12 protein-coding genes and 1 pseudogene are annotated in these 11,766 nt (G+C 73.4%); 12 read left to right on the top strand and 1 reads right to left on the bottom strand.

From position 1 onward, the window contains the following. Window positions 1-592: 592 nt before the first annotated feature. The 5 genes from steA (at window position 593) to UO65_RS22595 (ending at window position 6,045) form a co-directional block, all read left to right on the top strand. On the top strand, window positions 593-1,777 hold the full coding sequence (gene steA / locus UO65_RS22615) for a putative cytokinetic ring protein SteA (protein WP_035286079.1): 1,185 nt from the start codon (window positions 593-595) through the stop codon (window positions 1,775-1,777). Continuing rightward, window positions 1,774-2,715, top strand: coding sequence for a copper transporter (locus UO65_RS22610; RefSeq protein WP_035286074.1), 942 nt, complete (start codon window positions 1,774-1,776; stop codon window positions 2,713-2,715). Before steA ends, UO65_RS22610 begins: the two co-directional genes overlap by 4 nt. A gap of 175 nt (window positions 2,716-2,890) precedes the next feature. Next, window positions 2,891-3,538 carry a hypothetical protein gene (locus UO65_RS22605; RefSeq protein WP_035286073.1) on the top strand — a complete coding sequence of 216 codons (648 nt, stop codon included), beginning with the start codon at window positions 2,891-2,893 and terminating at the stop codon, window positions 3,536-3,538. A gap of 162 nt (window positions 3,539-3,700) precedes the next feature. Continuing rightward, window positions 3,701-5,398, top strand: coding sequence for a CTP synthase (locus UO65_RS22600; RefSeq protein WP_152552210.1), 1,698 nt, complete (start codon window positions 3,701-3,703; stop codon window positions 5,396-5,398). Then, the gene (locus UO65_RS22595; protein ID WP_411431367.1) at window positions 5,395-6,045 is read left to right on the top strand and encodes an NUDIX domain-containing protein; all 651 of its coding nucleotides are present in this window, start codon (window positions 5,395-5,397) and stop codon (window positions 6,043-6,045) included. Before UO65_RS22600 ends, UO65_RS22595 begins: the two co-directional genes overlap by 4 nt. A gap of 69 nt (window positions 6,046-6,114) precedes the next feature. Here the strand turns inward: UO65_RS22595 and UO65_RS22590 are convergent, their stop codons facing one another. Further along, window positions 6,115-6,624 (bottom strand): DUF1707 domain-containing protein, encoded by a 510-nt coding sequence (locus UO65_RS22590; protein ID WP_035286071.1) that lies wholly within the window; start codon window positions 6,622-6,624, stop codon window positions 6,115-6,117. 92 nt (window positions 6,625-6,716) lie between these two features. Between UO65_RS22590 and xerD the strand changes: the two genes are divergently transcribed. From xerD to UO65_RS22555, 7 genes and pseudogenes are all read left to right on the top strand, one after another. After that, window positions 6,717-7,640, top strand: coding sequence for a site-specific tyrosine recombinase XerD (gene xerD, locus UO65_RS22585; RefSeq protein ID WP_035286077.1), 924 nt, complete (start codon window positions 6,717-6,719; stop codon window positions 7,638-7,640). Window positions 7,641-7,656: 16 nt separating this feature from the next. Next, entirely contained in the window at window positions 7,657-8,694 is a 1,038-nt protein-coding gene (locus UO65_RS22580) for a Gfo/Idh/MocA family protein (RefSeq protein WP_063935997.1), read from the top strand. A gap of 37 nt (window positions 8,695-8,731) precedes the next feature. Further along, window positions 8,732-9,079, top strand: coding sequence for an ArsR/SmtB family transcription factor (locus UO65_RS22575; RefSeq protein ID WP_324608979.1), 348 nt, complete (start codon window positions 8,732-8,734; stop codon window positions 9,077-9,079). Window positions 9,080-9,168: 89 nt separating this feature from the next. Further along, entirely contained in the window at window positions 9,169-10,095 is a 927-nt protein-coding gene (locus UO65_RS22570) for a ParA family protein (protein WP_035286070.1), read from the top strand. Then, a complete protein-coding gene (locus UO65_RS22565; protein ID WP_035286069.1) occupies window positions 10,092-10,460 on the top strand; it encodes a hypothetical protein in 369 nt (122 codons plus the stop codon). The genes UO65_RS22570 and UO65_RS22565 overlap by 4 nt, the downstream gene beginning before the upstream one ends. Next, the gene (locus UO65_RS22560) at window positions 10,457-11,296 is read left to right on the top strand and encodes a segregation and condensation protein A (protein WP_035286068.1); all 840 of its coding nucleotides are present in this window, start codon (window positions 10,457-10,459) and stop codon (window positions 11,294-11,296) included. The genes UO65_RS22565 and UO65_RS22560 overlap by 4 nt, the downstream gene beginning before the upstream one ends. Then, window positions 11,293-11,766 (top strand): annotated as a pseudogene (locus tag UO65_RS22555) (hypothetical protein); the annotation flags it as partial. The gene UO65_RS22560 and the pseudogene UO65_RS22555, both read left to right, overlap by 4 nt.

The following is an 11,766-nucleotide window of genomic DNA, read 5'->3' as shown; positions in this document are numbered from 1 at the left end:
CGCGAGGTGGGCATCCCTTCGCCCACTCACGCGCACCGCCGCAGAGGGTCTTCGTAGGGGCCCCGACCAAGAACAACCACCCGATCCAGCACCACCCACCCAACAAGATCGAAAAGAGCAGCCCCCGAACCAACCCGATCAGGGCGCACCGACGGAAAACCGACCCTGTCAAGCAGCCATCCACAACCTGGCGCAAGAAGCCCCCGAATCAACCCAAGCACGAGGCACCGACAAGAACGGCCAACCGAGCCGCAGCCATCCACAGCCCGGATCAAGCACCCCCCGAATCAATCCCAGCACGCAGCACCGACAGAAAAGCCGGGCCCGGCCGGAGTTGTCCACAGCTCGATCGACGAAGCCCCCGAATCAATCCCACCGCAGCACACCGACAGAAACAGCGGGCGAGGCCGAGTCTGTCCACAGGCGACCACGTCGGCCACCCGACCGGGCGCGGCCTCAAACCCTAACGGGTGAAAAGGAAGTACGCGCCGTATTAAATCTGCGCACAGGCAGGTCCACCATGGACTGGCGTGCGGGAGAACCCCGGCGTGGCAGCTCGGTGGACGGCGGATCGTCCGCCACCATCGCCCCCATGAAGCGTTCCGGTCTCCTCAGTCGGTCCCAGCCGTCCCTGCCCGGGGTCACCGGGATCGCCCGGGTGGACCGGCGGACGACCGACCTGGTCCGCAGGGTTTCGCACGGGGACATCGCCGTGCTCGACCAGTTGGACCTCGACCGGGCCACCGCCGCCGCGTTGGTGGAGGCGCAGGTGGTCGGGGTGGTCAACGCCTCGCCGTCGATCAGTGGGCGGTTTCCGAACATGGGGCCGGAGGTGTTGGTCGAGGCGGAGATCCCGTTGATCGACGACGTGGGGCAGGACGCGTTGCGGGTGATCCGGGAGGGCAGTGCGCTCCGGTTGCACGAGGGGGTCGTCTACGTCGGGGACAAGGAGGTGGCCCGGGGGGTTCGGCAGACCGCCTCGACCATCGCCGACCAGATGATCGAGGCGAAGGCGGGGATGTCGGCGCAGTTGGAGGCGTTCTCCGCCAACACCATCGAGTTCCTGCGGCGGGAGCGCTCGCTCATCCTGGACGGGGTGGGGGTGCCCGAGCTGCGGACGCCGGTGCGCGACCGGCAGGTGCTCGTGGTGGCCCCGGGCAACGGGCACGTGGCGGACCTCAAGCAGCTCAAGCGCTACATCGGGGAGCACCGGCCGGTGCTGGTGGGGGTGGAGTCCGGGGCCGACGTGCTGCGCAAGGCCGGGCACACCCCGCACGTCGTCGTCGGGGACCCGGACGGCATCTCCACCGAGACGCTGCGCAGCGGGGCCGAGGTGATCGTGCCCGCCCAGGTCGACGGGCACGCCCCGGGCCTGGAGCGGGTGCAGGACCTGGGCATCGGCGCGGTGACCTTCCCCGCGTCCGGCAACGCCGAGGACCTGGCGCTGCTGCTGGTCGACGTGCACGGGGCGAACCTGGTGGTCACCGTGGGGTTCCAGGCGACGCTGCGGGAGTTCCTGGACCGGGGGCGGTCCGGGTCGAACCCGTCGACCTTCCTGACCCGGTTGCGGTTGGGCAGCAAGCTCGTCGACGCCAAGGCGGTGGCGACGCTGCACCGCAGCCGGGTGTCGGTGTGGGCGGTGCTGCTGCTCGTCGTGGCCGCCCTGGTGGCGATCGGGGCCGCGGTGGCGGTGTCCGGGGTCGCCGAGGCCTACACCGACTGGGTGCTGCGCACCTGGCAGTCGTCCGTCACCTGGTTCGAGGGGCTGTTCTCGTGATCTCGCTGCGCTACCACATCGTCTCGATCGCCGCCGTCTTCCTGGCGCTGGCCGTGGGGGTGGTGCTCGGGTCAACCACGCTGAGCCGCACCCTGCTGTCCGGGCTCAACACCGAGAACAACGACCTCGGCGGCAAGGTGTCGCGGTTGGAGGAGCAGCGCAACGCGCTCGGCGCCCGCCTCGACGACGCCGACTCCTTCGCCGCCACCGTGGGGCCGCTCGCGGTGAAGGGCGCCCTGGACCAGCGCACGGTGGTCATCGTGACCACCGCCGACGCCCGCCCCGGCGACCGCGACTCCCTCAAGGGCCTGCTGACCGCCGCCGGGGCCGCGGTCACCGGTGAGCTCCAGCTCACCGACGCCTTCGCCGACCAGGCGCGGGCCGACGAGCTGACCGACATCGTGACCCGGCTGCTCCCCGCCGGGGTGCAGTTGCCGACGGCGACCGACCCGGGCACCCTCGCCGGTGGCCTGCTCGGGCCGCTGCTGCTGATCTCCAAGGCGACCAACCAGCCGCAGGTGTCCGCGCCGGAGTCGGCAGCGGCGCTGGCCGGGCTGACCGACGGCGGGTTCGTCAAGGCCTCGCCCGACCTGCGACCCGCGCAGTTGGCGGTCGTGCTGACCGGCGGCAAGGTCTCCGGGGACGGCGCGGGCGACCGGGCGGCGACCGTCGCCCGGTTCGCCACCCAGGTCGACCGCTCCGGCGCGGGCGCCGTGCTGGCGGGTGCGGCGGGCTCGGCCGAGGGCACCGGCGCGGTCGGCGTGGTCCGCGCGGACACCGCCGCCACCACCATCCTGTCCACTGTGGACAATGCGGACACCCCGGCGGGGCGGGCGGTGGTCGTGCTGGCGCTGGCCGAGCAACTGGCGGAGAAGGCGGGCCGCTACGGCACCGGGGGCAACGCGCAGGCCGCCGCGCCCGGTGCGCCCGTCGAGTAGTCGAGGTTCCCCGGGCGGGTGACGGGGTGGCCGGGTGTCACCAGGGTCGTCCCCGTCCGGGGGAAGGTGTGTTCCGCACGGGTGGGACCGGTGGCGGGTCGGTCATGTCCCGGCCCGCGCCGCCGATGGTGCCGGTGGCGGAGTCCCCCCGCCACCGGCCACAAGGGAGCAGTGGATGACACGCAAGGCACGACTCGGGTTCGTCGCGGCGGCGCTGGCGGCGGCGTTGACCGCGGGCGCGGTCCCCGCGCTGGCCGCCACCCCGCCCGGGGTGGCCTCCGGTGGTTCGGCGGCGTTCACCAGGGCGGGGGTGCGCACCACGATCCCCGAGGTCGCGCGGTGCGCGGTGAACGGGCCCACCTCGGCCACGTCCGGCACGATCACCCAGGGCGGCGTCGAGTTCGACGGGGTGACCTCCACCTGCGCCACCACCGTCGTCGACCCCGCGCACTCCGTCACCACCACCAAGTCCGAGGCCACCGGCGACCGGTTCGAGCTGTCCGCGCTGATCGCCTCCGGCGGCCCGCGGGTCGTGATCACCGACTACCGGGTCACCTGCACGGCCACCCGGGACGGTTCCGCCGTCGGCTGGGCCGTCGGCGGCCTCGTCGGGCTGACCGGCCTGCCCAGCCCGGTGCCGCGCGACTACGTCCGCGAGATCCGCGGCGACGGCGGCCTGCTGGCCACCGCCACCTTCAACGAGATCACCCTGTCCCGCGGCGGCGGCATCGCGCTGAACATGCTGCACCTGCGGTTCCAGCCCGGCTCCGGGATGGCCGGTGACGTGGTCGTGGGCGCGACCGCCTGCGCGGCGACCCCCTGATCCGGGTGCGCCCACCGGACCCGGGGTGCCGGGTCCGGTGGGCGGCGGTCCGCCGCCCTGGTGTTATCGTGAAACCCCGTGGACCGGTGTGGTGCTTCCGCCCACCGCCATCAGACCGACCTGCAGGTCGGCCCAACTGATCGACCACGGGGAGCCTCGTTGGTGCAGCACGCGCGCACGACCAAGCACGTCTTCGTCACCGGAGGCGTCGCCTCCTCGCTGGGCAAGGGCCTCACCGCCTCCAGCCTCGGCCAGCTCCTCACCTCCCGGGGCCTGCGGGTCACGATGCAGAAGCTCGACCCGTACCTCAACGTCGACCCCGGGACGATGAACCCGTTCCAGCACGGTGAGGTGTTCGTCACCGACGACGGCGCCGAGACCGACCTCGACATCGGGCACTACGAGCGCTTCCTCGACCGCAGCCTCGCGGGCACCGCCAACGTCACCACCGGGCAGGTGTACTCGGCGGTGATCGCCAAGGAGCGGCGCGGGGAGTACCTCGGCGACACCGTGCAGGTCATCCCGCACATCACCGACGAGATCAAGTCCCGCATCCTGGCCATGGCCGCCCCGGACGGGTCCGGCGGCGCCCCGGACGTGGTGATCACCGAGGTCGGCGGCACCGTGGGCGACATCGAGTCGCTGCCGTTCCTCGAGGCCGCCCGGCAGGTGCGCCACGACGTGGGCCGGGACAACATCTTCTTCCTGCACGTGTCCCTGGTGCCGTACCTGGCGCCGTCGGGGGAGCTCAAGACCAAGCCCACCCAGCACTCGGTGGCCGCGCTGCGCAACATCGGCATCCAGCCCGACGCCATCGTCTGCCGCGCCGACCGCGAGATCCCCGACGGGCTCAAGCGCAAGATCGCGCTGATGTGCGACGTGGACACCGACGCGGTGGTGGCCGCGGTGGACGCCCGGTCCATCTACGACATCCCCAAGGTGCTGCACGGCGAGGGCCTCGACGCCTACGTGGTGCGCAAGCTCGACCTGCCCTTCCGCGACGTGGACTGGGCGGTGTGGGGCGACCTGCTCGACCGGGTGCACAAGCCGCAGGAGACGGTCCGGATCGCCCTGGTCGGCAAGTACGTCGACCTGCCCGACGCGTACCTGTCGGTCACCGAGGCGCTGCGCGCGGGCGGCTTCGCCAACCGGGCCAAGGTCGAGGTGGTCTGGGTGGCCTCGGACACCTGCGCGACCCCGGCCGGTGCCGCCGCCGCCCTGTCCGGTGTGGACGGTGTGCTGATCCCCGGCGGGTTCGGCGTGCGCGGCATCGAGGGCAAGATCGGCGCCATCACCCACGCGCGGGTCAACAAGATCCCCATCCTGGGCCTGTGCCTGGGGTTGCAGTGCATGGTGATCGAGACCGCCCGGTCGCTGGCGGGCATCGCCGACGCCGACTCCGCGGAGTTCGACGACGCCACGGCGCACCCGGTGATCTCCACCATGGCCGACCAGCAGGACGTGGTGGCGGGCGAGCGCGACATGGGCGGCACCATGCGGCTCGGCGCCTACCCGGCCAGCCTGACCCCCGGGTCGGTCGTCGCCTCGGTGTACGGGGAGCGGGAGGTGTCCGAGCGGCACCGGCACCGCTACGAGGTCAACAACGCCTACCGCGACCGGCTGGCCGAGGCCGGTGTCGTGTTCTCCGGCACCTCCCCGGACGGGCGGCTGGTGGAGTTCATCGAGCTGGCGCCGGAGGTGCACCCGTTCTTCGTGGCCACCCAGGCGCACCCGGAGCTCAAGAGCAGGCCCACCCGCCCGCACCCGCTGTTCGCCGGGTTCATCAAGGCGGCCGTGGGGTACCTGAGGGCCGGTCGGCTGCCCGTCGACCTCGGTGACAAGGAGCCGGTTTCAGCGTGAACACCCCTGACTCGGAACTGGACGACAGCACCCGGCACGCGTTCGAGGTGGTGTCGTCGCGGGACGTGCACGTCGGCAAGATCCTGGCGCTGCGGGTCGACGAGGTCCGCATGCCCGGCGGCGGCACCGCCCGGCGCGAGGTCGTCGAGCACCTGCCCGCGGTCGCCGTGGTCGCCCTCGACGACGACGGCCGGGTGGTGCTGATCCGCCAGTACCGGCACCCGGTGGGCGAGCGGCTGTGGGAGCTGCCCGCCGGGCTCGTCGACCACGACGGGGAGGACCCGTTGGCGGCGGCGAAGCGGGAGCTGGTCGAGGAGGTGGGCCTGGAGGCGGCCGACTGGTCGGTGCTGGTCGACGTCGCCGCGTCGCCGGGGTTCACCGACGAGGCGGTGCGGGTGTACCTGGCGACCGGGCTCTCCGAGGTCACCCGGGTGGAGATGGGCGAGGAGGAAGCCGACATCGTCATGCGGCGCTTCCCGCTCGCGGAGGCCGTGCGGATGGCCCTGGGCGGGGAGATCGTGAACGCTTCCGCGGTGGCGGGGGTGTTGGCGGCGTCGGCGGTGGACTCCGGTGCCGCGCCGCCTCGGCTCGCGGACGCGCCGTGGCCGGGGCGGTCGACCGCTTTCGGTGCCCGCCAAGGGGACTAGGTCACGGGACCGGCGTCGGGCCGGTCGTTCGGGCTGCCGCCCGGCGACCGGCCCGCGCGGTGGTCCCGGTCAGTCGCGCAGGCGCCTGCCGTAGCCGTCGGTGCCGCCGTTGACCAGGAGCACGATGCCGTCGACCAGGGTCCAGATGCCGAAGCCGCCGCAGGTGAGCAACTGGGCGAGGCCGACGCCGGTGTGGCCGATGTAGAAGCGGCCCAGGCCGAACGGCGTGATCAGTTGCAGGATGCCCGCGACGACCTTCGACTTGTCCGACACCCCCAGGTCGTGCCGGGGGGCCAGGCCGGGGTACACCGGGATGGCGCCCGGGGGTGCGCCGACCGGGCGCGGGGGCGGGGCGGACCAGACCGGCGGCGCCATGAACGGCGGGTACGGGGCGGGCAGGTCGGTGAACAGGACCCGCAGGTGGGCGCGGGTGGTGGCGACGGTGGCCTGGTTGACCCGCTGGTCGTACTCGTCGACCTGGAGGCGGCCCGCGGTGAAGTGCTCGCCCAGGATGCGCATCGCGTCCTCGCGCTCGAGGTTGCCGATGCGGACGGCGTCGGGGTCGGCAGGTTGGCTCACGGGTGTCACGGTACTCGGACGCGTCCGGTCGCCCGGTGGTTTCGCCGCGCGTCGACCTGTCGGGCGCACCCCCGGCCACTAGCATCCGGCCGGTGTCCGCCGCCCCCGAACCGGTCCTGCGCACCTACCTCGACCACCTCGCCGTCGAGCGGGGCACGTCGGCGAACACCCTCGACGGCTACACCCGCGACCTGCTGCGCTACCTCGACCACCTCGCCGCCCTCGGCCTCACCGACCTCGGCGACGTGCGCGAGCAGCACGTGTCCGGGTTCCTCGCGGTGCTGCGGGAGGGCGACGCGGAGCACCCGCCGCTGGCGGCGTCCTCGGCGGCCCGGGCGCTGGTGGCCGTGCGCGGGCTGCACCGCTTCGCCGTGCTGGAGGGGCTGACCGAGACCGACGCCGCCCGCGAGGTCAAACCCCCCACCCCGCCGCGCAGGCTGCCCAAGGCGCTGCCGGTCGACGACGTGCTCCGCCTGCTCGGCACCCCGCCCGGCGACGGCCCCGGCGGGCTGCGCGACCGCGCCCTGCTGGAGCTGCTCTACTCCACCGGCGCCCGCATCTCCGAGGCCGTCGGGCTCGACCTCGACGACGTCGACGCGGTGGAGCGGGTCGTGCGGCTCGACGGCAAGGGCGGCAAGCAGCGGCTGGTGCCCATCGGCCGCCCGGCCCTCGACGCCCTCGACGCGTACCTGGTGCGCGCCCGCCCCGACCTGGCCGCCCGCGGCCGGGGCACGCCCGCGGTCTTCCTCAACCTGCGCGGCGGCAGGCTGTCGCGGCAGAGCGCGTGGACCACCCTCCGGGTGACCGCCGAGCAGGCGGGCATCGCCGTCGCGGTCTCCCCGCACACGCTGCGCCACTCCTTCGCCACCCACCTGATAGAGGGCGGCGCGGACGTGCGGGTGGTGCAGGAACTCCTCGGCCACGCGTCGGTGACCACCACCCAGATCTACACCCTGGTCACGGTCACGACCCTGCGCGAGGTGTACGCCACCGCCCACCCGCGCGCGATCCGCTGACGGCAGACTCGGTGCCGTGCCGACACCAACACCCAAATCAACACCGACACCGCTGACCCACGACGGACCGGTCCGCTGGGGGATTCTCGGGGCCGGGGTCATCGCGGGCAGCGCGGGCGCCGACCTGCGCGACACCCCGGACAACACCGTCCACGCCGTCGGGGCCCGCGACCTCGACCGGGCCCGGGCGCTCGCCGACACCCTCGGCGCCCCCGTCGCGTACGGGTCCTACGCCGAGCTGGTCGCCGACCCGGACGTGGACGTGGTCTACGTCGCCACCACCCACGGCCAGCACCACGAGCACGCGCTGCTGGCCGTCGAGGCGGGCAAGCCCGTGCTGGTGGAGAAGGCGTTCACCCTGACCGAGCGGCAGGCCCGCGAGGTCGTCGACGCCGCCGGGGCGCGCGGCGTGTTCTGCATGGAGGCCATGTGGACCCGGCTGCACCCGCTGGTCCGCCGGGCGCGGGAGATCGTCGCGGCGGGCACCATCGGTGAGGTCGTCTCGGTCACCGCCGACCACGGCTGGGCGTTCGACTACGACCCGGCGCACCGGCTGTTCGACCTCGCCGCCGGTGGGTCCGCCCTGCTCGACCTGGGCGTCTACGCCGCCACCTTCCCGTGGCTGTTCCTCGGCGCCCCGGACGACGTCGTGGCCACCGGCCGCCGCTCACCGACCGGGTCGGACGCCACCGTCGCCATGCTGTGGAGCTACGCCGACGGCCGGTACGCGAACGTCTCCTGCACCGTGGAGGCGTTCAGCCCGTGCGAGGCGACCGTCGTCGGGACCGGTGGCTGGCTGACCTTCCGCAGGCCGCTGTTCCGCCCCACGTCGCTGCTGGTGCACGTCGGGTCGCCGCGCGACGGCGTGGAGGAGGAGCTCACCGCGCCGGTCGAGGGCAACGGGTACCGGCCGCAGTTCGCCGAGGTCGCCCGCTGCCTGCGGGCCGGGCTGGTGGAGAGCCCGCTGGTCCCGCACGCCGACACGGTGGCGATCATGGGCCTGATGGACCGGGCCCGGCTGGCCGTCGGCGCCCGGTTCCCCGCCGACGACTGAGCGCCCCGGGTCCCGGTCGGGTCGTACTGTGGTCGGCGTGGACGAGCCGAGGATCGACCAGGTCCGACTGCCCGGGGTGCTGCACGCGCTCAGCGACCCCACCCGGCTCGCCGTCCTCGCCCAGCTCGCGGGCGCCGGTGAGCTGTCCTGCGGCGACCTGGACGTCTCCGTGGCCAAGTCGACCCTGTCGCAGCACCTGCGGGTGCTGCGGCGGGCCGGGGTCACCCGCACCCGCCCGGACGGCAACCAGCGGTGGCTCTCGCTGCGCCGCGCCGAGCTGGACGAGCTGTTCCCCGGCCTGATCGGGGCCGTCCTCGACGCCCTCGCGGGCCCGGGCGCCGAATCCGCGGGCAGGCCACCCGACCGCGCTGCGGCAAACGCTTGACTCGCGGGCGGCGAGCCGTGTTGGAGGCCAACGGCCGCCCCCTTACGCTGCGGTGGTCAGCACCGCAGGCGACAAGGAGCTGGATCGCCATGTCGACACTTCCGCATTCGGAACAGCGTCGGGTGGAGCTCAGCATCGCGCCGAGGGACTCCGACGACGACGGGATCGACGAGCCGCCCGTCGCGGGCACCATGGGCCCCACCGGCCGCCCGCGCAGGCACGTCCCCGAACCCGAGCCGGTCGCCGTCCACGGTCCGGCGCAGGTCCTCGCCGTCTGCAACCAGAAGGGCGGGGTCGGCAAGACAACGTCCACCATCAACCTCGGCGCCGCGCTCACCGAGTACGGCAGGCGGGTGCTGCTGGTCGACTTCGACCCCCAGGGCGCGCTGTCAGTCGGCCTGGGCATCCCCCCGCACGACCTGGAGCGCACCATCTACAACGTGCTCATCGAGGGCTCGGTCGGGGTGCGCGACGTGGTCATGGAAACCTGCGTGGAGAACCTGCACCTGCTGCCCAGCAACATCGACCTGTCCGCCGCCGAGGTGCAACTGGTGTCCGAGGTGGGCCGCGAGCACTCCTTAATGCGGACCCTGCGTCCGGTGCTGGCCGACTACGACTACATCCTCGTCGACTGCCAGCCCTCGCTGGGTCTGCTGACCGTGAACGCGCTCACCGCCGCCGACGGGGTGCTGATCCCGCTGGAGTGCGAGTACTTCAGCCTGCGCGGCGTCGCCCTGCTCATCGACACCATCGACAAGGTCCAGGACAGGTTGAACCCCAAACTGAGCATCACCGGCATCCTGGCCACCATGTTCGACCCCCGCACCCTGCACTCGCGGGAGGTCATGGCCCGGGTCGTCGACGCGTTCGGCGAGACCGTGTTCGACACCGTCATCAACCGCACGGTGCGGTTCCCGGAGACCACCGTCGCCGGGGAGCCGATCACCACCTGGGCGCCCCGGTCGGCCGGGGCCAAGGCCTACCGCCAGTTGGCGCGCGAGGTGATCGCCAGGTGACCAGGAGGACCCCGCTCCCGGGAGCCGCCGAGCTGTTCCGCCCCACCGCGCGGGCACCCGAGCGGGTCGACCACGCCGGGCTGAGCCAGGCGCGGGCCGACCACGCCCAGCTCGACGGGGTGCTGTTCGAGGTGCCGGAGGGCACGCAGCGGCAGAAGCACACCTCGAAGATCACCGTGTACGTCTCCGACGAGGAGCTGCTGGCGCTGGAGCAGGCCCGGCTGGCGCTGCGCGCCGCGCACGGGGTCGCCGTCGACCGCGGCCGGGTCGTGCGCGAGGCCGTCGCGGTCCTGCTCGCCGACCTCGACGCGCACGGCGCCGAGTCCGTGCTGGTCCGCAGGCTGCGCCGGGAACCCCGCCGGTGACCGCCGTGGTCGACCCGCCCGCCCCGGCCGCCGAGGAGCCGAGCGGGCGGTTCACGGTGCGGCTGTCGAACTTCGAGGGCCCGTTCGACCTGCTGCTGCAACTGATCTCCCAGCACCGGATGGACGTCACCGAGGTCGCCCTGCACCAGGTCACCGACGACTTCATCGCCCACATCAAGTCCCTCGGCGACGACTGGAGCCTGGACGAGACCACCGAGTTCCTGGTCGTGGCCGCCACCCTGCTCGACCTCAAGGCGGCCCGCCTGCTGCCCCAGGGCGAGGTCGACGACGAGGACGACCTGGCGCTGCTGGAGGCCAAGGACCTGCTGTTCGCCCGGTTGTTGCAGTACCGGGCCTACAAGCAGGTCGCGGCCCTGTTCGGCGAGCTGGAGTCCACGGCGCTGCGCCGCTACCCGCGCTCGGTGGCCATGGAGGACCGCTTCCAGGACTTCATGCCCGAGGTGATGCTCGGGGTCGACCCGGACAGGTTCGCCAAGATCGCCGCCGCGGTGTTCCGGCCCAAACCGCCGCCCACGGTGTCGCTCGACCACATCCACCAGCGGCAGGTGTCGGTCCGCGAGACCGCGGGGGAACTGCGGGCCATCCTGGCCGAACTGGGCAAGGCCACGTTCGCGCAGCTCGTCGCCGACTGCGAGAACACCCTGGAGGTCGTGGCCAGGTTCCTGGCGCTGCTGGAGCTCTACCGCGAGGCGACGGTCCTCTTCGAGCAGGAGGACCCGCTCGGCGAGCTGATCGTGGAATGGACCGGCGAACCGGACCCCGCGGCCGTGGCCGCGGCGGCGCCGCCCGCCGGGGAGGAAGAGGAGTACGGGTGACCGACACCCCCGAAGACGACCACCTGCGGGTCAGCGACGAGGTCGCCGAGCGCCTCGCCAACCTGTTCACCCCCGACACCCCGACCGACGCGCCCGCCCGGGACGCGGCCGAGTCGACGCCGGGCGCGGTCGAGCCGCCCGCGGCGGCGGAGCCGGGCGGCGACCCCGAGGCCGCGGCGGCCCGGGGAAGGGGTGCGGCGGGCAGGCGCGGGCGGGCCGAGCGCGCCACCGCCGACGCGGCGCCGGGTGCCGGGGAGGACAGCCGAACCCCGTCCGCGGACTCCGCTGCGATCAACGGCGCGGCAGCCCCGACGGGCCGCGCCAGGAGGAAGGCGCCCGCCGTTCCCCCCGTGCTGCGCCCGCGCGAGGCGGGCACCGACACGGCGGCGCAGGCACTCGCGCCCGCAGACCCGGGACCTGCTCGGGCAGGCCGCTCCGAGTCGGGGAGGTCGAGCGTTCCGCCGGTGGGG

It is taken from the genome of Actinokineospora spheciospongiae, from assembly GCF_000564855.1.
GTDB lineage: Bacteria > Actinomycetota > Actinomycetes > Mycobacteriales > Pseudonocardiaceae > Actinokineospora > Actinokineospora spheciospongiae.
This window is presented reverse-complemented; position numbering and strand designations above follow the sequence as displayed.

Bases quoted from the DNA above. Each gene is read 5' to 3' on its own strand.
- UO65_RS22570 (WP_035286070.1), top strand. From the start codon at position 9,169: ATGTCGACACTTCCGCATTCGGAACAGCGTCGGGTGGAGCTCAGCATC.
- UO65_RS22605 (WP_035286073.1), top strand. From the start codon at position 2,891: ATGACACGCAAGGCACGACTCGGGTTCGTCGCGGCGGCGCTGGCGGCG.
- steA (WP_035286079.1), top strand. From the start codon at position 593: ATGAAGCGTTCCGGTCTCCTCAGTCGGTCCCAGCCGTCCCTGCCCGGG.